23 protein-coding genes are annotated in these 24496 nt (G+C 43.1%); 6 read left to right on the top strand and 17 right to left on the bottom strand.

What is annotated here, in order from left to right; translation table 11 throughout:
• Positions 1-98: 98 nt before the first annotated feature.
• Together Q5H80_RS16130 and Q5H80_RS16125 are read right to left on the bottom strand one after the other, a co-directional pair.
• Positions 99-707 carry a hypothetical protein gene (locus tag Q5H80_RS16130; RefSeq protein WP_304570434.1) on the bottom strand — a complete coding sequence of 203 codons (609 nt, stop codon included), beginning with the start codon at positions 705-707 and terminating at the stop codon, positions 99-101.
• Positions 700-1578 (bottom strand): SURF1 family protein, encoded by an 879-nt coding sequence (locus tag Q5H80_RS16125; protein WP_304570433.1) that lies wholly within the window; start codon positions 1576-1578, stop codon positions 700-702. The genes Q5H80_RS16130 and Q5H80_RS16125 overlap by 8 nt, the downstream gene beginning before the upstream one ends.
• Here Q5H80_RS16125 and Q5H80_RS16120 point away from each other — a divergent pair.
• Positions 1517-1747: a DUF2909 family protein gene (locus Q5H80_RS16120; protein ID WP_009845660.1), complete on the top strand. Its 231-nt coding sequence runs from the start codon at positions 1517-1519 to the stop codon at positions 1745-1747. The two genes, Q5H80_RS16125 and Q5H80_RS16120, sit on opposite strands and share 62 nt — an antisense overlap.
• A 91-nt stretch (positions 1748-1838) precedes the next feature.
• On the opposite strand, the gene Q5H80_RS16115 is transcribed toward Q5H80_RS16120, so the two are convergent.
• From Q5H80_RS16115 to coxB, 4 genes are read right to left on the bottom strand one after another with little or no spacing between them, the layout of a single operon-like run.
• Positions 1839-2723: a cytochrome c oxidase subunit 3 gene (locus Q5H80_RS16115; RefSeq protein WP_304570431.1), complete on the bottom strand. Its 885-nt coding sequence runs from the start codon at positions 2721-2723 to the stop codon at positions 1839-1841.
• 38 nt (positions 2724-2761) lie between these two features.
• Positions 2762-3391 carry a cytochrome c oxidase assembly protein gene (locus Q5H80_RS16110; protein WP_304570430.1) on the bottom strand — a complete coding sequence of 210 codons (630 nt, stop codon included), beginning with the start codon at positions 3389-3391 and terminating at the stop codon, positions 2762-2764.
• A gap of 11 nt (positions 3392-3402) precedes the next feature.
• The gene (gene ctaD / locus Q5H80_RS16105; RefSeq protein ID WP_304570429.1) at positions 3403-5064 is read right to left on the bottom strand and encodes a cytochrome c oxidase subunit I; all 1662 of its coding nucleotides are present in this window, start codon (positions 5062-5064) and stop codon (positions 3403-3405) included.
• Positions 5061-6299: a cytochrome c oxidase subunit II gene (coxB, locus tag Q5H80_RS16100; RefSeq protein ID WP_304570428.1), complete on the bottom strand. Its 1239-nt coding sequence runs from the start codon at positions 6297-6299 to the stop codon at positions 5061-5063. Before coxB ends, ctaD begins: the two co-directional genes overlap by 4 nt.
• A gap of 506 nt (positions 6300-6805) precedes the next feature.
• Between coxB and Q5H80_RS16095 the strand changes: the two genes are divergently transcribed.
• Positions 6806-8530 carry a phospho-sugar mutase gene (locus Q5H80_RS16095; protein ID WP_304570427.1) on the top strand — a complete coding sequence of 575 codons (1725 nt, stop codon included), beginning with the start codon at positions 6806-6808 and terminating at the stop codon, positions 8528-8530.
• Between the two features lie 127 nt (positions 8531-8657).
• Here the strand turns inward: Q5H80_RS16095 and Q5H80_RS16090 are convergent, their stop codons facing one another.
• From Q5H80_RS16090 to yegD, 4 genes are all read right to left on the bottom strand, one after another.
• Entirely contained in the window at positions 8658-9290 is a 633-nt protein-coding gene (locus Q5H80_RS16090; RefSeq protein ID WP_304570426.1) for a LysE family translocator, read from the bottom strand.
• Between the two features lie 150 nt (positions 9291-9440).
• On the bottom strand, positions 9441-10073 hold the full coding sequence (locus tag Q5H80_RS16085; protein WP_304570425.1) for a fumarylacetoacetate hydrolase family protein: 633 nt from the start codon (positions 10071-10073) through the stop codon (positions 9441-9443).
• 391 nt (positions 10074-10464) lie between these two features.
• Positions 10465-11520: a porin gene (locus Q5H80_RS16080; protein WP_304570424.1), complete on the bottom strand. Its 1056-nt coding sequence runs from the start codon at positions 11518-11520 to the stop codon at positions 10465-10467.
• 508 nt (positions 11521-12028) lie between these two features.
• A complete protein-coding gene (gene yegD / locus Q5H80_RS16075; RefSeq protein WP_304570423.1) occupies positions 12029-13381 on the bottom strand; it encodes a molecular chaperone in 1353 nt (450 codons plus the stop codon).
• 424 nt (positions 13382-13805) lie between these two features.
• On the opposite strand from yegD, the gene Q5H80_RS16070 reads away from it, so the two are divergent.
• Positions 13806-14114: a DUF1289 domain-containing protein gene (locus Q5H80_RS16070; RefSeq protein WP_304570421.1), complete on the top strand. Its 309-nt coding sequence runs from the start codon at positions 13806-13808 to the stop codon at positions 14112-14114.
• A 248-nt stretch (positions 14115-14362) separates the two neighbouring features.
• Here the strand turns inward: Q5H80_RS16070 and Q5H80_RS16065 are convergent, their stop codons facing one another.
• The 6 genes from Q5H80_RS16065 to Q5H80_RS16040 form a co-directional block, all read right to left on the bottom strand.
• Positions 14363-14713 carry a HopJ type III effector protein gene (locus Q5H80_RS16065; protein ID WP_304570420.1) on the bottom strand — a complete coding sequence of 117 codons (351 nt, stop codon included), beginning with the start codon at positions 14711-14713 and terminating at the stop codon, positions 14363-14365.
• A gap of 103 nt (positions 14714-14816) precedes the next feature.
• Positions 14817-17390 (bottom strand): quorum-sensing autoinducer 2 sensor kinase/phosphatase LuxQ, encoded by a 2574-nt coding sequence (gene luxQ, locus Q5H80_RS16060; RefSeq protein WP_304570419.1) that lies wholly within the window; start codon positions 17388-17390, stop codon positions 14817-14819.
• Positions 17390-18484, bottom strand: a complete 1095-nt coding sequence (locus Q5H80_RS16055; RefSeq protein ID WP_304570418.1) for a substrate-binding domain-containing protein — start codon at positions 18482-18484, stop codon at positions 17390-17392. Before Q5H80_RS16055 ends, luxQ begins: the two co-directional genes overlap by 1 nt.
• Before the next feature lie 305 nt (positions 18485-18789).
• The gene (locus tag Q5H80_RS16050) at positions 18790-19104 is read right to left on the bottom strand and encodes a GIY-YIG nuclease family protein (RefSeq protein WP_304570417.1); all 315 of its coding nucleotides are present in this window, start codon (positions 19102-19104) and stop codon (positions 18790-18792) included.
• Complete coding sequence (locus tag Q5H80_RS16045; RefSeq protein WP_304570416.1) at positions 19105-19761, bottom strand: YceH family protein; 657 nt, start codon at positions 19759-19761, stop codon at positions 19105-19107.
• Between the two features lie 63 nt (positions 19762-19824).
• Positions 19825-20025: a hypothetical protein gene (locus Q5H80_RS16040; RefSeq protein ID WP_304570415.1), complete on the bottom strand. Its 201-nt coding sequence runs from the start codon at positions 20023-20025 to the stop codon at positions 19825-19827.
• Between the two features lie 195 nt (positions 20026-20220).
• Here Q5H80_RS16040 and Q5H80_RS16035 point away from each other — a divergent pair, with 195 nt between their 5' ends.
• From Q5H80_RS16035 to Q5H80_RS16025, 3 genes are all read left to right on the top strand, one after another.
• Complete coding sequence (locus tag Q5H80_RS16035) at positions 20221-20535, top strand: DUF496 family protein (protein WP_004730049.1); 315 nt, start codon at positions 20221-20223, stop codon at positions 20533-20535.
• A gap of 181 nt (positions 20536-20716) precedes the next feature.
• On the top strand, positions 20717-21343 hold the full coding sequence (locus tag Q5H80_RS16030) for a D-Ala-D-Ala carboxypeptidase family metallohydrolase (RefSeq protein WP_304570413.1): 627 nt from the start codon (positions 20717-20719) through the stop codon (positions 21341-21343).
• A 164-nt stretch (positions 21344-21507) separates the two neighbouring features.
• Positions 21508-21744, top strand: coding sequence for a hypothetical protein (locus Q5H80_RS16025; protein WP_304570412.1), 237 nt, complete (start codon positions 21508-21510; stop codon positions 21742-21744).
• 32 nt (positions 21745-21776) lie between these two features.
• On the opposite strand, the gene Q5H80_RS16020 is transcribed toward Q5H80_RS16025, so the two are convergent.
• Positions 21777-24368 carry an ATP-binding protein gene (locus Q5H80_RS16020; RefSeq protein ID WP_304570764.1) on the bottom strand — a complete coding sequence of 864 codons (2592 nt, stop codon included), beginning with the start codon at positions 24366-24368 and terminating at the stop codon, positions 21777-21779.
• Positions 24369-24496: the final 128 nt, after the last annotated feature.

The raw sequence follows: 24496 nt of genomic DNA, 5'->3' as shown, positions 1-24496 counted from the left end.
TATTCCCTTTTCGCTAACAACACTCAGCATTAACGCCATCTTCTACAGCTCACCAACTCAAGCTCATCAACTCCAGCTTATCAACTTAAGCTGATTAACTACCCAACTCGTGACAGCTTGAGTAGCTTTCTTAGATCATGAATCATGCCTTTAGATTGACTAACTAACTGCGACGGGTCAGAAACGCTTTTGTACTCCATGACCAACTGCCCTAGTGGGTCAATAATGACAATCGAAGCAGGCGAAAACTCAGTACTTAACTGATCACCACCAGCTAACAAAGATAAATCTGGCTTATCGAGCGAACCCGATAACGAATTACCTTCTGAGACAAAAACAACGGCAGTCACTCGCTCTTTGTTTTTCCCTAGCGCCAAATAGCTTTGATTCAAATAATGGAGTTGTTGTTCGCACAAGCTTTCACACTCTGTAGGAGCGATATAACCCACCAACCACCCCTCTCCTGCCATGGGCACCATTACGCCGAAATCCGCAAGCGTGGTTCTTGGTTCTACCAATTCACCCGAGTTAGTGACACCTGAGGTATACCAATTCTGGTCCAGCACAGCTTTGGCGATAATGGCTGGCAAAGCGAAAATTAAAACAAGTCCAATTAATACCAAGCGCCCTTTAGTACGACGGCTTCTGAGCTCAGCCATGTTTGCCTCGGTAATTTCCCTGTTCACTTGTACTTGAGACTTATCCATCTTTGTTCTCCGTGATAGGTGATGCTTTTAGGTACCGATAACCAATTAACAACGTCAATAACAAAAGCACCGCTGCCATTACAAACCATTGAAACGAGTAACCAAAGTGCTTCTCAGACTTCATCGCCGTTGGTCGCCATAACAACTCATAAGGCCAAGATTCTAAGCTTTGCGGTTGGAAGACAAAGGGCAGCACTTCTTGCCCGGTGTACTCTGATAACGCTGTTATGTTTAAGTTTTGGATTCTATTTGGTGTCGTATTTTCTAACCCAAGCTCCTGACTTAACGGATTCACTGAACGTGTGTACAAACGCCCTGACATTTTGGTTGGTAGTGTGATGCTTCCTAGTCGTGGGAGTTCTCTTCTGTCACGGCTCGCTGCAACGAACCCAAGATCGATCAACAGTTGTTTTCTTCCATCTTGTGTTGGAACTTCGCCCAACATGTAAATCACATACCCCACCGTTCCTTGGTTAATCTGGTTGTCTAACAAAACCACTAATCCACTGGGTGTTTCCAGCTCCACGTCAACTCTTAAACCATTTAAAGACGGCTGTTCAGATGCACCTTGCGCTTGTGTACGCGAGCCCTTCCATTCAGAGATAACCGCATCCAATGACCTAGACGATTGCTGCGCTCTTTCTGATAGCTGCTGTTCATAGCGTAATTTCTCGTTACCTCGATCTAACTGCCACAAACCTAACTTGATTAAAGTGCCGACTGAAACCACAGTTAAAACAACCGCTGTCCAAAAACCTTTACTGCGGAACTTGTTTTCATCATCAATCAATCGGTTTGGAGTTATCACTATGGCGTCATCTACCTTTGTGTTGTTGTTTAAAATTGTGTTAGTCGCTTTGCTGTTCTTCATCGCTTTCAATTTAATGAAAGGCCTAATCCAAATCGCCTCAGGTAAACACAATGGTAAAAGACTGAGTCACTTTTTAGGTCGTCGTGTGATGCTGTCTGCCATCGTCGTACTATTGCTGTTGCTTGCTCTAGCCTCTGGCACCATCACTCCAAATCCAAGACCTTACTAAGGCTTTCAAGTTGATTAACGTTTTCAAACTTATTCGTTATCTCAAACTTATTTATTCTTCAAAACACGACTTAAAGCAGCCCCGTATATCATCAAAGTACATAGACAAACACGAACAGACCTAACCAAACCACATCAACAAAGTGCCAATACCAACTGCCCGCTTGGAACGCAAAATGGTCTTTCGGAGTGAAGTGGTCTTTCGCGACTCTCGCCAGTAACACAATCAAAAAAATCGTTCCCAAACAGACATGCAAACCATGAAATCCTGTCAATAAGAAGAAGGTATTGCCATAGATGCCAGATTGAAGTGTCAGCCCCATCTCCTGATAAGCGTGAAGGTACTCTTCAACTTGGAAGAACAGGAAGAAGCCAGCCAGAACAATGGTTATCTCTAGCCACACAATCAAAGCCATACGCTTATTTTGTTCAAGACTAATATGTGCTATGTGCAGCGTCACAGAAGAAAGCAGCAGGATAATTGTGTTCTTAAGCGGGATACCTTGCCAAGACATCGCTTCTGTCGTCACACCATCAGGGGTCGTGGTTAACGGCCACATTGACTGGAACATCGGCCACAATACTTCATGGGTCATTGCATTGTTGCCCGCCCCACCAATCCAAGGCACAGAAATCATACGAGCGTAAAAAAGCGCACCAAAGAAAGCGCCGAAGAACATAATTTCAGAGAAGATGAACCAACTCATACCTTGTCTAAAAGACCGAGATATTTGCTCAGAATAAAGACCACTTAATGATTCCGTGATCACATTGCTAAACCAACCTGCGAGCATGTAAAGCAACACACAAAACCCGACTAACAGCACTGCTTTGCCAAACACGCCACCAGCGGCGTCGGTGCCCATGTTTTGCACCGTCAAGCCAGCGCCAACCGCGACCAAAAACAACGCAACGGCACCTACTAATGGCCAGTGGCTTTGATGTGGAACGAAATAAACTTCCTTTTTAGAACTCATCGCTCAACTCCTTATGTTGATACTGGTTCTGTAAATCCCTAGTTACTTGCGAGTGTCTCGGCTTTAGGTTGACTCTTGTTCAAGCCAGCATCACTCGTGATATTAAATAACGTATAAGAGAGCGTAAGCGTATGTATCGATTCTGGAATATCGGGCTCGATGTAAAATATCAACCCCATAGCTGCGCTCGTGTACCCGTCCAATGGCTGCTGATTAAAGCAAAAGCATTCCATCTTATTGAAGTAAGTCGCTCCCATACCAGGAGAAACCGATGGTACGGCTTGGCCAACCAATGAAGCTCCAGAAAGGTTCTTGGCAATGTAGTTAGTTTGTACCACCTCACCAGGATGAACCTCTAACACTCGAACCTCAGGCGAAAACTGCCACGGCATATCTGGCTTAATGTGCGACATAAATTCAACACGAACAGTACGAGAGTAATCAGGCTGCATTCCCTGAGGTTGAACGGCAGAGACCGTGTTGGTTTTACCATTAATGCCTAAAGCCTCACACATCACATCGTATAGCGGCACCAAAGCGAAACCAAAACCAAACATCGCAACCACACTCAACACCAAGTAGCCCGTCAGCTTTTTAGTAGATCGCTTATTAGATAGGCGCTTTGGTTGTTTTTTATCTTGATTGGAATCGCTTTGCTTATCACTCATAGCTCATTCCTCTAATCGATTTTAGGTGGATGAGTAAAGGTGTGGTGAGGCGCAGGGCTTGGTACTGTCCATTCTAGCCCTTCAGCTCTGTCCCAAGGCTTGCTTGGTGCAGGCTCTCCGCCTCTTACGCACTTAATAGCCAGCCATAAGAAAATCAACTGAGACAACCCAAAGGCAAAACCACCAATCGACACGACTTGGTTAACATCAGCAAACTGTATGGCGTAATCAGGAATACGACGCGGCATGCCCGCTAAGCCTAAAAAGTGCATCGGGAAGAACAGTACATTAACTGAGATTACCGACGTCCAGAAATGCCACAAACTGAGCTTGTGATCGTACATATGCCCTGTCCATTTCGGCAGCCAATAATAGGCGGCGGCCATAATGGAGAACACGGCGCCTGTCACCAGAACATAGTGGAAATGAGCCACAACAAAGTAAGTATCGTGGTATTGAAAATCCGCAGGAACGATAGCGAGCATCAATCCAGACAACCCACCAATCGTAAACAAAACAATAAAGGCAATCGCAAACAACATTGGGGTTTCAAAGGTCAAAGCACCCCGCCACATGGTCGCCACCCAGTTGAAGACTTTCACACCGGTAGGTACCGCAATCAGCATGGTGCAATACATGAAGAACAGCTCGGCAAATACCGGCATACCTGTGGTAAACATGTGATGCGCCCACACCAAGAACGACAGCAATGCGATGCTACAGGTCGCGTACACCATCGAGTGATAACCAAATAGTCGCTTGCCACTGAATGTTGGAATTATGGCTGAGACAATACCAAAAGACGGCAAGATCATGATGTACACTTCGGGATGCCCAAAGAACCAGAATATGTGCTGGAACATCACCGGGTCCCCACCACCAGCGGCATCAAAGAAGCTAGTACCAAAGTATTTATCAGTCAGTACCATGGTAACCGCACCCGCGAGCACGGGCATCACGGCTATCAGTAAGAAAGCGGTAATTAACCATGTCCATACGAACATCGGTAGCTTGAACCAAGTCATACCCGGCGCACGCATGTTCACTATGGTCACAATGACGTTGATCGCCCCCATGATCGAACTGATCCCCATAATATGGACTGAGAATACGAATAGCGCGGTGCTGTCTGGGCCATAAGTTGTTGAGAGTGGGGCATAAAATGTCCAACCAAAACTCGGCCCGCCTCCCTCAGTAAACAAAGATCCGATCAAGATTAAAAATGCAAAAGGCAGAATCCAGAAACTGAGGTTGTTCATTCTCGGCAGCGCCATATCTGGAGCTCCGATCATCATCGGGATCATCCAGTTAGCCAAGCCCGTAAATGCTGGCATCACGGCACCGAATACCATGATTAAACCATGGACTGTGGTCATCTGATTAAAGAAATCTGGCTCAACGAGTTGCAAACCCGGTTGGAATAGCTCAGCACGGATGACCATCGCCATCGCACCACCCGTTAAGAACATCGCAAAACTGAACCAAAGATATAATGTACCAATGTCTTTATGATTGGTTGAGTACAACCAACGCGCCCAACCTTTGGGTGCCTCATGTGAGTCGTGATCATCAACAGGCAAATCATTATTGCCTAGTGTACCTTCCGCAGAATGGCTCAGTGCTTGGTCTTCTGCTGGAGCCGATTTCACCGGCTTATTGATTGGTGAACTCATAACTGCTCCTTAGCATCGTTTTGTGCTTCATCCATTAAGCCTTGCGTTCCATCCGTTGAACCTTGTTCGTCAGAAGCTTGTTCCCCGCCTTCTTGCTTGGCTTTATAAGCGTTCACATCTGAAGCCTGAACAATATCGCCAGTCTCATTACCCCAAGCGTTTCGTTGATAAGTCACTACCGCTGCGATCTCTTTCTCAGTTAACTGATTATCGAATGCTTGCATCGCCGTCCCACCACGACCATAAACAATAGTGTCGATATGAACATCCACATCGCCAAGCGCAATAGGGCTTCCTTTTATGGCAGGAAATGCTCCGGGAATACCTTCTCCGTTGGCTTGGTGACAAACTGCACAACGAGTTTTGTAAACCTCTTCGCCAATAGTATTGAGCTCTTCCAAAGAAAGTGACGCATCTAATGCATCTTGCGCGGCTTGCTGTGCGGCTACCGCCAATTCTTTTTGCTCCGCCAGCCATGCGTCATACTCAGCTTCTTCCATCGCATGCACCACTATCGGCATAAAGCCATGAGCACGACCACATAACTCAGCACACTGGCCTCGATAAACACCGGGCTCATCAATTTTGGTCCACGCCTCGTTAATGAATCCAGGTATGGTGTCCTTTTTAACGGCGAATGCTGGCACCCACCATGAGTGAATAACATCATCGGAAGTCATCAAAAAGCGGACTTTACGATTGATAGGCAGTACAAGCGGCTTATCAACCTCTAACAGGTAATGCGCACCTTTCACTTCGATGCCTTCAATCTCTTTGTCACTGGTTGCTAGGAGGCTGAAAAACTCAACGTCTTCACCAAAATAGCTGTAATGCCATTTCCATTGTGACCCTGTGATTTTAACGGTCAGATCTGATTGAGAGGTATCTTCCATCGCTATCAAGGTTTTAGTGGCGGGTATCGCCATAGCGATAAGGATAATAATAGGAATGATGGTCCAAAGAATTTCTACTTTCGTGCTTTCGTGAAAATGGGCAGCAACCGCACCCTTCGACTTCCTGTGCCTCAGAATCGAATAGAACATCACTCCAAAAACAACAAAGGCAATCGCACAGCAGATATAGAAGATCAGCATATGAAGCTCGTATACCTTACCGCTGATCTCAGTGACACCTTGAGTCATGTTGTATTCACTGCTTGCATGCACCAAAGGCGACACCAAAACTACAACAAAACTTTTCAAAAGCCACGCTAGCCTAACCAGTAATCTTTTCAAAAGATCTCTCCTTATCCTTCCTAATTGGATACTTGCGACCTAAATGTCGTGCGAGCTCTATTTCGTTGCGAGCTATGTTTCATTACGAACTACATGTCATTCCGAGCCAGACAACATTCATTGTTATTCCAGCTGCACATGAAAGGCTGAATCTCAATCTACAACTCACATGGAACTAGCCTGTAAACGGGCTGCTGACCTCATCTCAACCTAAGAACCAATACGGGTCATAAGCATTGGAAGTTTCCACTAAAGATTCAAAAACGACGAGTTTGTTAAATTTTGTTATATTTATGTGAAAGGCTAGTTAGTGATATCCAATTGTTCAAGGTAAGTTTACTTATTAAACAGTCAATTATTTGAAGTGGCTTTACCCATATGCCTTTCCCTTACTGTTGGAATTTATTTTAAATCGAGTTTTACGATTGCCTTCATGGAAATGATAATCAGTATCATTTAAATTAAATCAACAGAAAGACACCCCGATATTAAAAGGTTTAGTGATTATGCAAGATGCAATGAACTGGTTAGCGAGAGACCCAGACCCAAGAACTCGTGAAGAGCTTCAATACCTTATCGATGAGGGAATGCACGACGAACTTGAAGACCGCTTTATTCAACGATTAGAATTCGGAACAGCGGGACTGCGCGGCAAAGTCGGATGCGGCCCAAATAGAATGAACCGCTTGGTCATACAAGAAACGGCTACAGGTCTTGGCCACTATTTAATTGAGCATGTCACAAATGCCTCTATGCGTGGTGTAGTGGTTGGCTACGACGGTCGTTTAGATTCAAAGCAATTCGCGATTGATACGGCTTCTGTACTCACCGCTTTAGGTATCAAGGTTTACCTAACTTCGAATGTTGCAGCGACACCTATCGTAGCCTTTGGTATTGAGCACTTCAACGCAGCGGCGGCGGTTGTAGTGACGGCCAGCCACAACCCACCGGAGTACAATGGCTTCAAAGTGTACTGGGAGAATGGCGCTCAAATCATTCCTCCTCATGATGCAGGCATTGCTGCTGAAATAGACATCGCATCGACCAAGCCCATCCCATTGATGAGCCTTAGTGACGCTGAAACACAAGGTAAGTTGGTATGGTTAACTGAAGGTTACTATCAAACCTATCGTGCTGCTATCAACCAGAGTCCACACGTGAGTAAAGAGATCGAATCGGCGAATACCACCATCACCTATACCGCTATGCATGGTGTCGGCGCACAAATGGCGGAAGACCTACTTCATGATTCAGGTTTCCATAAAGTATTCAGTGTTGCCGAACAGAGAGAACCAGATGGTCACTTCCCAACCGTGAACTTCCCCAACCCGGAAGAAAAAGGCGCGATGGATCTTGTGGTTAACTTAGCAAAAAGTGTCGATGCCGACATCGCTTGCGCTAATGACCCAGATGCAGACCGATTTGCCGTTGCCGTTCGAACCGATGATAAAGTTAGAACTGAAGATGCTTCATATAAAATGCTCACAGGTGACCAAGTGGGTGTGTTATTCGCGCACTACTTGCTATCAAAGCCACACACTAAAAACCAGTTAGTTGGTAACAGTATCGTATCTTCAACTCTGCTTGAAAAAGTGGCTCAATCCCATGGTGCAACTTACTTCCAAACGCTGACCGGGTTTAAATGGTTAGCGAATATTGGCATGCAATTAGAAGATGAGAAAAACGAGTTCTTGTTCGCCTATGAAGAAGCGTTAGGCTACACAATTGGTACTCAGGTACGAGACAAAGATGGGCTGTCTGCTATCGTCGTGTTTGCTCAACTGGTTGAAGAGTTAAAATCTCAAGGTCGAACCGTTTGGGATCTTCTCGCTCAAATTTCATTTGAACATGGGGTTCATACCAACGCGCAACGAAGTATTGCCCTAGACCCAGATTCACCATCGATTGGTTCTAAACTCAGAGCGGCACAACCTAAAGCTATAAACGGTATCGCTATCTCTGTGATTGAAGATCTGCAGTCTTCTTTGCGCTTTATTGTCGGTGGGGCTACCGAGGCAATTAACCTGCCAGCAAGTGACGTACTCATCTATCATCTCGAAGACGGTTCACGCATTATCGTCCGCCCTTCAGGAACAGAACCAAAAGTTAAGGTTTATTATGAGACGGTAACAAAGTTCGAAGGGACAGAAACCTATGACGATACTCGCAAGCGCGGTGAAGAGTACATGGATAAGCTCATCGAACAACACCAGAAAGAGTTGAACTCTTAGCTCATCATTCTTTCAAAACATCAGTTCCATGAAGTGCAATATGTAACTGATAGACATAAAAAATGGACGCTCTAAGCGTCCATTTTTGTATCGGCGGCTAACCGCGACAAACTGTTTGAGTTGCAGTCTACGACGTAAAAAAGGAAGACAACATCCACACCGCTAGCACGATAAAAACTCCGCCCATCACTTGTTGCTGATAGGTGCGAAACTTAGCATTTTCTACCAGAGATTTACCAATAGTACCCACTAACGCCACAAGTAAAAAGTTGAACGTTAAACCTAGCACATTCAGTAATAAACCCAGAACGAGCATCTGCTCGCCCGAAGTCGCTTCAATACTCGTTGACACAAACTGCGGTAAGAACATCACGAAAAAAACCAACGCTTTAGGATTAAGCAGGTTACTAATAAGTGCTCGTTGGTAGTACGCTTTTGCAGCACGGTTGTCGCTTAACTCAGGCGCATTGCCCTGTTCTGTTCGAAGACAATCCCACCCCATCTTTAATAAGTATGCACCGCCTAATAGATGAAGGGCTTTTAAAGCCACTGGACTCATCGCAATCAACGCTGAAACGCCCATTGCTGCCAATACTGTCAGGATAATTCCAGAAGTCGCATTACCTAAGCTCGCAAACACACCGACCTTACGGCCATAGCTCATGCTTGAGCTTGCGATGAGTAACATATCAGGGCCAGGTAAAAGGAGAAGTGCAACAACGGCCGTCAGGTAAACAGGTAGGATGGTTAAATCGATCATGGGTTTCAGTATTGATAAAAATGGAGGCGAATTTTATATCAATTACCAACACCCTTCCAGATGCAATCAGTTGCTATATGCTAAATCAATCGAATTAAACACCACCAATGAACAGTAAAACCAATTTATTAACTAAATACAACAGACTAATTAACGTGCTACCCACTCGATCTCAATCACAGTGGTTTCGCCACACTTTAGACGACCAAGGAAAATATCGCCTTGATGTACCTCTCCAACACCTTTCGGAGTGCCCGTCATCACAACATCACCGTCTAGCAAAGTCGTATACGAAGATAACTCTTCGAGGATGGTCTGTGGGGAATAAAGCATCTGTTCAACATGCCCTTTTTGAACACGGACACAGTTAATAAATAACTCTAAGTTTAAGTCAGAGAGGTCCAAGTTACCTATGGGAACAAAGCGGCTAAAAACAGCAGAGCCATCAAAAGCTTTAGCACGCTCCCAAGGCAGGCCTTTCGCTTTCAAACTACTTTGTAACTGGCGTTTGGTAAGGTCTAAACCTAGCCCAACGGCAGAGTATTCACCGTTTTCAACAATGAAGCAGATTTCAGCTTCATAATGTAACGTTTCTTGATGGAAAGATGAGAGAGAAGACGTAACGCTAGTGCTCGGCTTATTAAACACCACCATAGAGTCAGGGATAACATTATTAAGCTCTTCGATGTGATCAACATAATTGCGCCCAATACACAGTACTTTGCTGGGTGTTGCTGTTCGTTTCGAATTCATCAATTGCTCCTGATCTACAACGCTGCTCATAGTTTTTCCCTAAACTGTTTTTTTGGAGCGCAGAGTTTACCGCATCATTAAAAGAGAATCTTCGACAAGATGGTTACCAATATCTAAATTCTGATCTTTAGCTCAATTAAATGATTTAAATACTTTTATTCGAAGATCGCGACGTATAAGAACTGATGACAAGAGCCATAGCTGCATAGATCATAGCTTTGTAGATCATAGCTACGTAGATGAAATGAATGGCTGGGTAACATGAAGGAAAAGCTAAAACAGATGCGTATAGAACGAAAGCAGCCCTCTCAAACCAAAAGGTTTGAGAGGGCTTAGCATGGTGTCTAGGACAGTATCCGAAAAGGTAAATTTAAGGAGTAAACACTATGCATAATAGTGGTCAAACTAAATGAGTCGCGACTTATAGGTAGAAACGAGCACCAATAGTCCACTTGTCGTCAGTTTTTCTGTTATCTGCATCGTTTAGATCAAACTGATAGCCAGTGTAGCCAACAAAATTACTAGTAAAGTTGTATTCAGCTTGAAGAGCTAGCTCTTCACGGTCAGTTTGTGTTGCCGCGCCTTTCGTCGCTTCGCCTTCAACAACTTCGTAGTTAACGCTTAAGTTTAAGCTGTTCGCTAAAGCGTAAGCCGCTAGCAATTCATATGCATCACTTTCTTCAAGGCCTACGTTCATGTTTTCGTTTGAAGCATAGATACCTGCTAGGTATAAACCTGAACCGTAAGAACCGTATGCAGCAGAAACTAGGTGAGATTCAGCCGTCTTAGAAACACCACCCTCTTTGAAGTCACCAGTATTAAAGGCATAACCCAATTTAACACCAGCGATTGAGTAACCAAGAGTCGCTTGAATACGATCGTCGTAAGACACAGTTGAACGACGAGTAATTACAACACCGCCAACAACATTTTCAGTGTCAGTTGTTACATCATTGCTGCCCTGCCAACCTAGACCAAAGCTAAGTTCACCCGCTTCACCAAAATCAAACCCATTACGGTAACTTGCCATTTTGTCTGCACGACCAGTACCTAGCGCACCGTGGTTGTCGTATAAGAAATCATTCGCGAAAGCGATCGGCATATCAGTAGCTGAAGCTACATCGTAGTATGGCGCCCACTGCGTACCTGCAACAGCACGACCTAACTCATCATGAGTTAAACCTACGTAACCAAGACGAGTAGTAAACGACTCATCACCACCGTTTAGGTAATTAAGCGCCCATTCGCCTTTAGCGTCAGCTGTGAAGCCATTGCCTAATTCTTGCGTAGCATTAAAGTTGATACGTGGTGAGTTTGTACCAACATCCGTATCGCCTTTCTCTGAACCATTAAGGTTTACAGAAACGTGACCACCAACAGAGAAGGCTGTACCGTCTTCGTTATAAAGCTCTACCGCAACTGCCTGTGTACCAAATACTGCACCAGAAATTGCTAGCGCTAAAAGTTTCTTATTCATTGTCATATCCATTTGTAACTGGGAGAGTGATTCAATAACAACCTCGTGCTTGGAGAAGTTGTTACCTGTATTTAACAAGTAGGAAAACACTAATATACGACCGACAAAAAAGTTGCATTAAAATATATAAAATAAAAAAAATCGCGCTATAAAAACAAAAAACACCCTTAAAAACAACCAATTAAAAACAAACCTCAAGCTAATTTTTGGTATGTTTTTACATAAAAAACCTTCCGTTTTTTGATTTTCCAATCGCAAAAACAACATTAGACACTTAAGCTACAAACGACTTTCCAGACCATTCTGCGACATACCATTAACCTAGAAACATTCTGTAACATAATGAGCCGTACTGAAATATTTAGCCTTGTGAAACAATTCCCAATTTGAACTAGGAAAAGTCGCTTTATTAATTATTGGTTATTGCTTTACTGGAAGTTCACTAGAGAAAATACAAAAAAGGGCAACCAATCCGTGACTGGTTGCCCTAATACAAGTTAGTACATTCTTATTTGAAGCAAATCTCAGCCCAACGTGCTAGGCCTGAGGTTACGGAACCAAAATAGTTACCACTCACAATTGGCACATTCGGTACGGCTTGTTGTACTGCTTCTCGAAGAATAGGAGAACGGGCTGAACCACCCGTCATGTAGATGACATCTGGCTTTTTCTGACCTTGTTGAATCGCTTCTTTGACCAATTCAATCATCTTAGATTTTGGCGTTTCAATCGCTTCAATCATCTGCTCAACGGAGATATCCACTTCAATCAGCTCTGATGCAACATTGATTGCTGTTCGATATTGGGAAGATTCTGCCAATGCAATCTTGGTTTCTTCCGCCCGACGTACAATGCTGTAACCTAAAGTATCCTGATAGACCTTCATTAAACGGTCTAACTTTTGAGGCTCTGAAGCTTCTTTACGAAGTAACTTTAACGCCGCTAGGTTTTCCCTTGAATAGAAGTTTTTTTGAGCTTCAACATTGTTTATCGCTATTGGATTCCAGAATTGAGTCAACGGCATATCGATACCCGAAATACCTTTACTACCCATACCGAAAGGTGACATCAATTGTTTGAAGGCAAGGTAAATATCAAGATCATTACCCCCTACCCTTTGTCCACTGTGTGCTAACAAGCTTTGGGTACGGTTCGCTTTACCAGACCAACTTGGCCCCATTTCTAACAATGAGCAATCGGTGGTACCACCACCAATATCGACAACCAATACCGTTTGGTTCTCAGTCAGAGTACTTTCGTAATCAAGGCCTGCTGCTACAGGTTCAAACTGAAAAGCGATATCAAGGAAACCTGCACGTTTGGCTGCACGTGAGAGTATATCTTCGGCTTGTCGGTTTGCTTCTTCACCACCACGACCGTGGAAGTTAATTGGTCGGCCAATAACAGCTTGTTTGATCGGCTCTTGAGTCGTGATTTCAGCTTGATGCTTGATATTCGCCATCATGGCACACACTAAATCTTCGAAGAAACTCACCTGAACATCATGCAATCCACTGGCACCAAGGAAAGACTTAGGGGACTTAACGTAATAAACGTCACGCGGGTCTTCCAAATAAAGGTCCAATGCAGCCTGACCAAATGCCATGTCTTCTGGCACTAGGTCGATACTCTCTTCCCGGTTCAGAGCGATAGCACGTCGCAACACCTGCTCACCAATCGCATCACTCGGTTTGATATTCAAATGGCGAAATAGGTGCTCAGAAACGCTCTCACGAGTAGGTGCAAATACCGTTGAGGGAATATAATGGTTGCTACCTTCTAATGGTAACAGGCTTGGTTCTCCATCAACCATCGCCGCGACAGAACAGTTCGCTGTTCCATAATCAAACCCAATAAACATAATATCCCCCACTCAACAAAAGGGGCGAAATGCTACATGAAAAGCCTTTAAATTACGAGGTCATTTGTCGATTTTACTTAGGGTCTGTTGACCTTTCGTGGTTAAATTTTTGTTCGAGATAGAATCGTTTTAGGCGCGGCAAGATGTATGTAGCCTAGTCATTCTAAGTAAATACATCTTAACAAAGTATAAAACGATTCTAACCGAACCCTTCGGGCAGCCTTTGTGGTTCATTTCTACTGTGTTATCGGCTTCTCATGTAGGCTAGCTACACTTCAAAGCCTCTGCCTTGTAGAAATTTCCCACAAAGTGCTGCAAAAATCAGCTCGAAAGATCAACAGACCCTTGTGTTTTTGGTTTGATGACTCTTAAAAAGGAAGCAAATATGCTACATTTCAGCCCAAATGAATCATGGGTTAGATAGATGAAAACACCTTGCCGAGCGGCTTGTAAAAATAATGGCGGAATGTGCAGTGGCTGCTTTCGAACTATAGATGAAATTATAGGTTGGAAAGGCTTATCTGAAGACGAACGAACGTCGGTAATGGATAATCTTAGTGGGGTCAGTTCAACTCACCAATGTCCACAGTGTCATGAGCCAGCTCAATGCGATATTAGTGTGGGTAAAGAGACGTGTTGGTGCTTTGAGTTAGAGAAGCGTGATACTAGCAATATTCCAAAGGCTGGTGCTTGTATGTGCCGTAAATGCCTGTCTGCCTTGCCTATTCAGTAGCTTACGAACCTAGTCAATAGTTTGCGAGCCTAATCAATACCTTTCATACATAACCAATAGCTTGCATACATAATCAACAACTTGCAAACATAACAAATAGCTTGTAAACATAACCAACAGCTTGCAAAGCTAGTCAGCAGGTTATAAGCCTGTTCAGCATATACAAAAAAGCGAGAGGTTGTTCTCTCGCTTCAAGATACGACATTAAGTTTCGACTTACTACTTACTAATAGTTATCTAGTTAGTGGTTACTTCGATTTTGCAATCAGCGCAGGCTGAGAGAACTGTATACCGCTCCAACCATGAGTCATGAAGTTACGAATATTTTGATGGTCAGTGTTCTCTGGAAAACCTAATACGTCATTACGATAAAATTGGCCAAAACAAGCGAGTGTTTGCTCGGGAGATAGACCTTGCTCTAAACCAAAAGCAAAAATCTTACACGAACCATTATTCTGCCCAGCGGCATTCACTACATCGCCATTACGAAATTCACTCTCAGCAAAATCATAATGAGCTTCTATCACTTGTATTGTGTCTTCAAATTGCACGCTTTCTGGGGAATCAGCCAGAGTATTCAATAAGGTTTGCAGTTCCATTTAATATTTCTCCATCAAGTACATATCTGAAGCAGTGTATCTTGTTTTTCAGCAAGAGTAAGCCGTTGTTTGCTTGAGTCAGCGACTCACTTTTGGCTTTGACTTAGTGCTCACTATCATTCCAGTACAGTTGTTTGAAATGGATAAAAGCTTTGTGCAACGACGCTTCCTTAATCGGTTTTACGATCACGTAATTTGCTCCAGCGGCCATGAATTTGTCTCTTGTTGACTCTTGAGCATCAGCAGTACACGCATAAATCGGAGCTGTTACGCCAATTTGCTCTCTTAGTTGCTGAGTGGTTTCAATCCCACCAAGATTAGGGAGTTGATTATCCATTAAGATAAGATCGTAAACCGTGTTTTTTGCTAGCTCTATCGCTTCCAAGCCACCTTTTGCCCAAGTAACCACCATCCCATACTTTTTGCAAAATGCCTGTGCGATAAAGGCGTTGGTGTGATTATCTTCCACTAGCAGCACTTTCAACGAACGACTAAACAACGCCTCAGGCTCGATGTGGGCTTGTTTCTTAACGTCGACAAACAGAGGCTTGGTGTGTAACTCCACTGGAATTTCTATAATGAACTCAGACCCCTGATCTTTAACGCTTCGGACTTGAATGTCTCCCTCCAGCATATCGACAAGATTCTTTACAATCGTAAGCCCAAGTCCTGAACCGCCATACTCCCGAGTCGTCGTTTCTTCTGCTTGAACAAAAGGTTCAAAAATAGCATCGATCTTACTCTCATCAATACCTATGCCACTGTCTTTTACTCGAACAATCAAGCTAGCGTAATCAGTATTCAAGATACTTTCGATTTCAAAACTGACGGAAATACTGCCTTGATGAGTGAACTTAAGGGCGTTGCTCAGTAAATTAAACATGATCTGGTTCAAGCGAACCTGGTCGGTGTTTATTTTGATGTCATCAACCAAGTGATTCACAATGGTAAACTCGACGGATTTATCCTCACAAAGTGGGCGATAGATGCTATCTAAGGTATTAACCAACTCTCCTAGAAGGAAATCTTTCTTCTGAATATTGAATTGTCCCTGCTCTATCTTAGAAAAGTCCAAAATATCGTTTAGTACCGCCAGTAGATGTTCTGCACTATGACAAAGTACATCAACCTGATCACGGTTATCTTCACTGTGTATTGAACGTTTAAGCAACTGAGAGACACCGAGAATACCATTCAGTGGCGTACGAATTTCGTGACTCATTTTAGCGAGGAAGTCTGCACGCACACTGGCAAGATGCTCTGCCTCTTCACGCGCTCGATCTGCCTGTCTTTCTGCTTCTATAAGTTTAGTAATATCTTGACCTTGCACCACCACACCGCTAATGCCGTGTTCAACACGGATTGCAGACATGTTCCAACGAAAAACCTTCTCGCCGATTGGCACGTTAATGCCCGTTAGTTTAGAGCCTTGAACCACCATCTGGATATTCGGCAACATACGGAGCTCAAACTCTCGAGCCATTGCACCATAGTTATCATCTTCATCAAATAGCGCCATACGAGCCGCTGGGTTCATCTGAATTAAGTCACCTTTTTCGGACCAAACCAAAATTGGCGAATGCGCAAAATTAAACAGATCTTGAAATTTTTGGTGTTGCTCAGATAAGAGCTCAAAAGTATCTTCCAACGTGCAGCCAATGTGGTGAAATTCGAAAATATTTGAACCATCAAACTTGCTGAACTCTTCATTGCCACTTGCAGAGCGAGTGAATTCCATTAACTTATCAAGTTCTGCCGCGACTCTTCTTTGAATCCAAGCTCGCGCAAGGAAAGACATGATGATGATCACCACAATCATAACAATGATGGTACGTTCATAATTGTCTTCGAGTGCAATGAGATTAGTGTTTTTCTGGATCGCGCGAATGGTTAGAGGAGTTTCAACAGCATTGATCTTAATGGTTGCAATGGTGACGAAATGACGAGGTAGCTGCTCGTACATTTCATAGCTGAGGACGTCTTTTATTGTATAACTTTCATCGCCACTGAATGTCGATGTCACCGGAGTACCATGCGCTTCAATGACGATATTTTCGCAATTGCTGCCTTGCTGGATAGATTCAGCCAATGAAAAATTGTTGTCGAGCACAATAGCAACATAAAGCTGCCCTAGAACTTCACCGGTTTTGTTATCAACAATAGGGGTTCGCCGAGCCAACAAATGACGCTTACCGATATCCGTAGTCAGCTGAATGAAGTGCCAGTTACTGCTAAAAGCGACCTGATCAGATATATGTTTTAAACTAGATTCATCCAAACCATAAAACTGCCCATTGCCATCTTCCCAAGCTAAACCGTTATAAGTAGAAACAAAACGCAAATCAGGAGCATGATCAGGCTCACGTTGGTCAACACCATAAAAAAAGTAGCTCAGAGCCTCTTCATTGTTGGTATCAAAATACTCCCTTAAAGTTTCACTGTGTGAGCTACTGTCTTGATGGATTTGTAGCACTGACAATCGATAATCGAACATGTTTTGGATCAAGCTAGAAGTTTGCTTAACCGTTCTATTCGTCTCTTGCTTAACAATCCTACTGCTTGTTTCGTAGTTATGAATAAGCACGCCAAGCGCCATCACGCCAATCACTAAAATAATGATACGCGTAATTAATTTGGCTAAAGTGTTCTTTGGTGTAATGGCGTAGCTTTTTTTCATTATTGGTCTGAGTACCTAAATGCTCGCTGCTTAAGTTCTAAAATACGGTCTGGAGAATCATCTTTAGTCACAATTTCAAACTCACCTGAATAAACGGTAGGAACTTCCAACCCTGTAAGATCCCATTTAATTGCCTCTGCCATCGCAATACCCGTATCATCATTCATGCGCATGACCGTAACATCTAAGTCGCCCCTTGCTATAGCTTCCAACTCTGCAGAGCCGCCTCCCCAGCCATTAACTAAGACATCTCGACCAGATTCTCGAATAGCTTCTGCTGCGCCCAGAGCAACATCCGTTGAGCATGCATAAATAAAGTTTAGATCCTTATCGTTAGCTAGGCTGATTTTAGCTGCTTGGTAACCGCTCTCTTTACTTGATTTAGTGTAAAACGACGACTTAAGAGCAAAGTTGGTATCAGAATTCACATCATGGATAAAGGTATCTCCACGAGCATCACTAATATAACCTTCAGAACGATATAACACAGAATACTTGCTGTCCGGTTCACTCACTTGTTTGAAATAATCCGCCAGCTTTAAGCTACCTGTCATATGGTCGAAACCCACGTACATGAACGGCTGCCTATCTGCCCATGCGCGTACTGGCGTGGTAATATTTTGCAAAATCAATTTGGTGTCCGTTGAGCTCAACACATGCTCAATAAACTTACGGTGTCGCGTCGTCTCTAACGTAAAAATCAAATAATCCGTTTTATTTTCAATCGCTTCTTGCAAAGAGATACTCTGCTGAGAGGGGTTGGCATTATCACGAGTAAAAACCTGATTTATTTGATAATTAATCCTCAATTTATCTAGGCGTTTCTCAAAGGCTTGGATATTACGAACCCAATAATCAGAGATCTGTTGCCCCGGGTACACAACTGAAATCGTGATAGGTTCATCCTGAACTTGCCTCAATGGCACAGGGGGATTTTGCACAGCTTCAACCATTTTATCGGTCAATGCTTTTTGCTCTGGAAATTTAGTGAGGTAATCCTGATATTCCCAATAGCCATTCAAGACGTGAGTACCGTGGGAGAGAGCAGACGCAGAAAACACGGCAACTCCTAATAATATAAGTAAACGTTTCATATTTTTCTCGTTTTATATGAGCTACTTTGGCTCATTTTTTAACCTAGCATGACACCATCTCTTTGTATGGCTGAAAGATATTATGTAGGACAACGAGGATAAATGATAGCGTCTAATACTAATTGGAATGTCATTCTAAATGTGCAGTGTGTAAATTTGGAATAGAGATTAAGATTAATGAGTCCTAAGATAAAGCCAACTCAATCAAAAATAAAAACATTACCATTTAATCAATAACTTAAATGGCAAACTTGCAACAATTAACGTGACTAATATTGAGCGAGAATAAGAATTCTAACGATGAGTTACGATACTGGAATATACTGAATTTTGTCCTGTTTCCACTCAATGATCAGTTTGAGTGATACTAATTTTTCCTTACGAGATTTAGGTAATTGTTTGATCGCGTATTCGGTCTTTAACGCCTCACTTTTTGACCCAACACCAATACTCCAAACCAGCTTAAGTGGGCCTTTACCTTTTAAGGCTTTTGCACCTTTGCCCGTTTGATGTTGTTCGAATCGACGTTCTAAGTTATTCGTCACTCCACAATAAAGGGCATTGTGTCGATTGCGGATCAAATACACGACCCAATCCGCACTTTTATCAGATTCCGACATTTAAAGCAGTGATTCAACCAGAGCCTTAAGCTCTGCCACCTCTTCACGTAGGCTCGCGACTTCTGATTCAAGTTCTTCAAACTTTTCACTAGTTGCAGATGATGAAACAGCGCTTACCGATGCCGTCGCAAACGCTTCAATGTCTACTTCGCCGCTCAGTAAGTGTTGGTAGCGTGATTCTCGTTTACCCGCTTCTCGTGGTAACTTCACGACTAATGCACCCGCTTCTCTTGCTGCGAGTTTTTCGAGTATTGATTCAACCTCTTTCACATCACTAAAGTTTGCAAGACGACCCGTTCGAGTACGAAGCTCACCCGGGGTTTGAGCCCCACGAAGCAGCATGCAGCAGATGATTGCACGCTCTTGCTCTGTAAATTGCAAATCACCAAATTCAGTATTGCAGAAACGATGCTGATACTTATTAACACGGCTATTAAAGCTGCTCTCATCACTCACCATACGACGAGCTATCAGACCATCAACCGCATCTAAAACGTCTGACTCAGACAGAGAGAGCACAGGCTCACGGTTACTCTTTTGATTACAAGCCGTTGTTAAGCTATTCAGTGTCAGTGGGTAATGATCTGGAGTAGTCACTTCTTTCTCGATCAAACAACCGATAATTCTCGCTTCAATTGGGGAAAGTACTGTGTTCATCGTTTTTCCTTTTTATTATTTTGATAATTCCAACTCAACATTTAACAATGCAGCCAGTAATGGCTAATGCTCAGACAAAATCGGTACTCGTTTCTTTCTGCCTTGTTCATCAATCATTATGATCTTAGAACGATTTAGCTCTATTTCCACGACTTCCAAATTAGTGCGCTCTTGTACATACGCCTCTCGAAGCTTGCTTTGTTCTGCTGAAGATTCGGTAACACCCTCAACCAGATCGTCTGTTTCTAATTGTTGTTGATTCATTCCACATTTCGTATCAATGAAGTATCTATACTGGATACTAACTTGAACTCTTAGATAAAAACAATCGCACTTAAGCGAGAGTGTCGAATAATTATACAACCTTACTTTTGCTTTGATCTAAAGACTGTTACAACACCAACTGATGTGCTTTAATCAGAACCAGACAACGTATTTGACGATTAGGAAAAGGAATCTATGAGCAGCGTATTTGAAATTGTTAACCAAGCACGACGTAAGAACAAACTTAAGCGTGAACTTTTAGACAACGAAAAGAAAGTTCGCGACAACCGCAAGCGTGTCGACCTTCTTGATAACCTACTTGATTACATCAAGCCAGAGATGACTCACGACGAGATCCTAGGCATTATCAAAAACATGAAAGCTGACTACGAAGACCGCGTTGATGATCACATCATCAAGAGTGCAGAGATCTCTAAAGCTCGTCGCGACATCAGCCGCCGCATTCGTGAGCTAACAGAAGAAGACAAGCAAACTCAAGGTAAGAAATAATCTAACCTAGCGAGTTTACTTGTATAGTAACCCACTCTTTGTAGTGGGTTTTTTTGTGCCTAAATTCCAGCGTCTATACTTAATCGAACGTAATATCCTTAGTGTACGTAAGTAACTGAGTAAACGTTAGTAACTAGGTGAACGTTAATAACGAGGCGAACCTAAGCGATGGAGAGACTTTATGTACGGAAGTATTCTGATTACCTTGGCACTATCAACAACGCAACCTTACCCTGAAAAATTTGAGAAACTTTATACCGAAGAAACCGAAATCACTTATGACGACCTCGTGGTCGATGTTCATGGCTACAAGGTTCCCACGAGATCAGCATTTCGAGGTTGGATGCTCCTTAACCACGCCCAAGATCAAGTCAAGGCGATCGGACAGCAACTCAAAGATAACGGCATCACCCGAAGCATGCCTCTGCACTTAGTCTTGTTGCAAGGGACCGACTGGGCTATGAGCAACACCACTCTGTTTACCCTACCCAATAAAAAGCATGTGCCAAAAATGATTAATACCCTTAAGTATATTCAACAATATATTGAGCCTGAGATTGGCGTTGTTATTCCTGTGTCTGGAGAAAGAACCGATATCTACAATCAGCAAGCGGGTGGCGCACTGCGAAGTAAACACTTAGAGTTCTGCGCTTTAGACTTAGTGCCTGCTAATGATATTACTCGCGAAAACCTACACGTGAAGCTTAAAAAGATTCATGCGGAATTTGGGCAAAAGAATAACGTTGGACTGGGTTTGTATTCTGGTGTTCGATTCCACATCGATACTTGTGGATTCAGACAGTGGTAAACACCCAACCGAGTCATAAAGACATATAGATCAACGAGGTCATTATGACACAAAAAATAAGACCAAAAAATTAAACCATTGATTTAATAATAAAAACACAATTGGAACGCTAATTGCTATTGATAACAAGTATCATAATTATTAATAGCAATTAGGAATTCAATATGAAGACGATGACTCAACGCTTTCAAACTCTACTTTCTGTTTCAAACTTCAGTTTAGCGATCACCGCCTTGCTTATGCTACTCAGTATTATTGTTGCTTATCCGATGGCCGATTACTTCTCACTACCCATTCAAATTTTCGCACACATCAGCACCATATTAGTGGCCGGGTTACTAAAAGTCAGCTACGTAGGCCGCTGTGTTGCACAATACAGCCTTGGGCAAGAAGTACGCTAAATCACACTGCGCTAGCCTTGATACTGGAACCATTAGACAATATCAAGGCTACTGAAAAGATCATACAGTTGGTGGGATTTATAAGGTTTCGGCAAGTAGGCGTTCATGCCTGCTTCAAAGCAATTTTTGATGTCCTCTTCTAAGACACTAGCAGTTAAAGCAATAATGGGGAGTGGTGGGGCTTGTTGATCTGTCTCCCACTCTCGAATCACACGAGTCGCCGTTATACCATCCATAACTGGCATCATGCAGTCCATTAAAATGGCATCAAACTGAGCACCCTGAGTGATGACATCTACCGCTTCTTGGCCATTGCTGGCAATCAAATATTCATAGCCCGCTTGCTCAAGGAAAAAGCTAGCTATCTTCTGATTCATCAGGTTATCTTCAACAATAAGAATACGTCGATTCAGAGAACGAACTTCTTCATCTTTTACTTCCACAGTCGGTGCTTGTACTTCACCGTCATCAAGCGATCGTAGGCTGTTTAAAAAGCGTCTGCCCAAAAATGGTAATGTATGAGTCGAGTGAACCGTTTCTGTGATTAGATTGGTTTTAAATAGGTGATGCTGACACACGATAACGCGAGTCAGCGGATACAACGCCTTCAGCGTCGCAAGATCTTTATCCATGGAGTGATGCAGCGTGTGACAATAAAGTACCAAGTCACTTTCTTTCAGGCTCTCACCAAGCTCCGAAATGGATGACACAACATTAGGTCGAACATTTAAGCGCTCGCACTCTTTGACCAATTGATCGAGGTAATTGAAAGAATTCGAGATAATAGTCGCACGGCTTAGGTTATCGAACGTTTGAGCGTGAGCCTCGACCGTGTCTACGTACAAACAAAAGGTAAATGTAGAGCCTCCTCCTTTCACTGAGCGCGCGGTAATATAGCCGCCCATCAAGTCAACAAGCTGCCGACAAATCGCAAGCCCTAGCCCTGTACCGCCGAATTGGCGTGTAATACTGCCATCTTCTTGAGTGAAAGGTTCAAAAATGGACTCTAGCTTCTCTGGCTCAATCCCAACCCCGGTATCAGACACACTGCATTCAAGCTTACCTCGCCCCAAAGACATCGGTGTATAAGCAATATCCGTTGTAATCGTGCCTTTTGAGGTAAATTTAATGGCATTAGACAGCAAATTGGTTAGCACTTGTCGAACACGATACTCATCGAAAAACAACTGTGTTGGGGTTTGAGCATCAATGTTGATATCAAGTTCAATGTCTTTACTGATCGCTTTCGACAAAATTACACTCACAGAGTCGTAAACCGCTTCTCGCAAATCGGCATTATGCGGCGACAACATTAAGTTACCCGACTCTATCTTAGAAAGATCGAGAATGTCATTGAGCAACACCAACAGCGAATGTGAAGACGACTCGATATCCTCAAGTACCTCTTGTTGGTTAGCGCTCAGTTGGCTCTGAGATAAAATTTCCGCCATACCGATAATTCCGTTAAGCGGCGTACGTATTTCATGGGACATGTTCGCTAAAAATGCACTCTTGGCTTTATTCGCAGAAATCGCATCTTCTTTTGCTATTATCAGCTCTTTGTTGTGATGATGGTTACGTTCCATCACTCGATTGAGGGTTTCAGTGAACTCGGCAAGTTCATCGTTACCTTGAATATGAATCACCTTAGGCTTGCCGTAACTATCCGCGCATTCAGACACCCCTTTCAAAATAATCGATAAGTTTCTATTTAAGCGCAAAGATGTCGCGACACCAAGCCATAACAAAGCACCTGAAACAACAAGGATAAGCAATGTCATAACCGCCGTTTGCCTTTTCTGTAGCGCTATATTTTTTGTCAAATCAAACTTTAATTGATCGGTATAAGCACCAACCGCCTTTGAGATCGCCAGCTTCTTTCGCTCTAAATTTTCCACATGTTCATATATTTCAGGTATCGAGAAGTCACCTTTGAGAAGCCGAGCAGTAAAACGGTCTTGAAATTCATCTTGGGAGAACATGTTTAACAGTTTGCTAATTTCTAGCGAGTGGCTGTCTGATCGTAAAAACGTCTCTAACAGCTGTTGTTGCCTTTCTAAAGCTCCAACATAGCTCAATAAATATTGATCAATCAGCTCTGGAGAACGATACAAGCGGTAACTCAACCACGCTTCTCGCTGAGTCCAGAACACGTAGTGAGTAAGATTGATGAACATCGCATCTGTTTGGCTGATCTTTTCGTCCACTATATTGGCACGATATTCAGACAGATCCATTAACACGCCTTTCAACAGGTCAAAGGCACGTTCCGTTTGCTGTGCGTTGCTGACAGTAATCTGTGATGCGTCGCTATCAATACTAGTGTTTACCCGCGCGATCTTCTCTAACACACTCTTTAACTCAATCAACTGCGGCTCGACAGTCCAACTGTTGTCGAACTGTTGAAGTTGTATTTCGTAATGAGCAAGCCTATCCACTTCCGCTTGTAGCTTTAAAAATAACGGACCTTTCTCTGGGGAGTCTATAGACAGCACTAACCATTGATAAGCACCACTTGAAACAGCATTAAAAGATTGAAGTGCTTCCACCTTAATTCGCGTTGCTTCAAGGTGATTCATCTTCTTATCGTTCTTGAGCACTTCATTGACTGTAAACCCAAACATGATGAATACAGAAACTGTTGAAAGAAAAATAAGACGCCATCTAATTGACATATTTATCATTTTTATAACGACTCCTTTCCCGATAGTATTTTTACCTAGCCCAATATAAGAATAGGACATTAACAGGA

Origin of the sequence: Vibrio sp. SNU_ST1 (assembly GCF_030563405.1) — a bacterium.
Taxonomy (GTDB): domain Bacteria; phylum Pseudomonadota; class Gammaproteobacteria; order Enterobacterales; family Vibrionaceae; genus Vibrio.
This window is presented reverse-complemented; position numbering and strand designations above follow the sequence as displayed.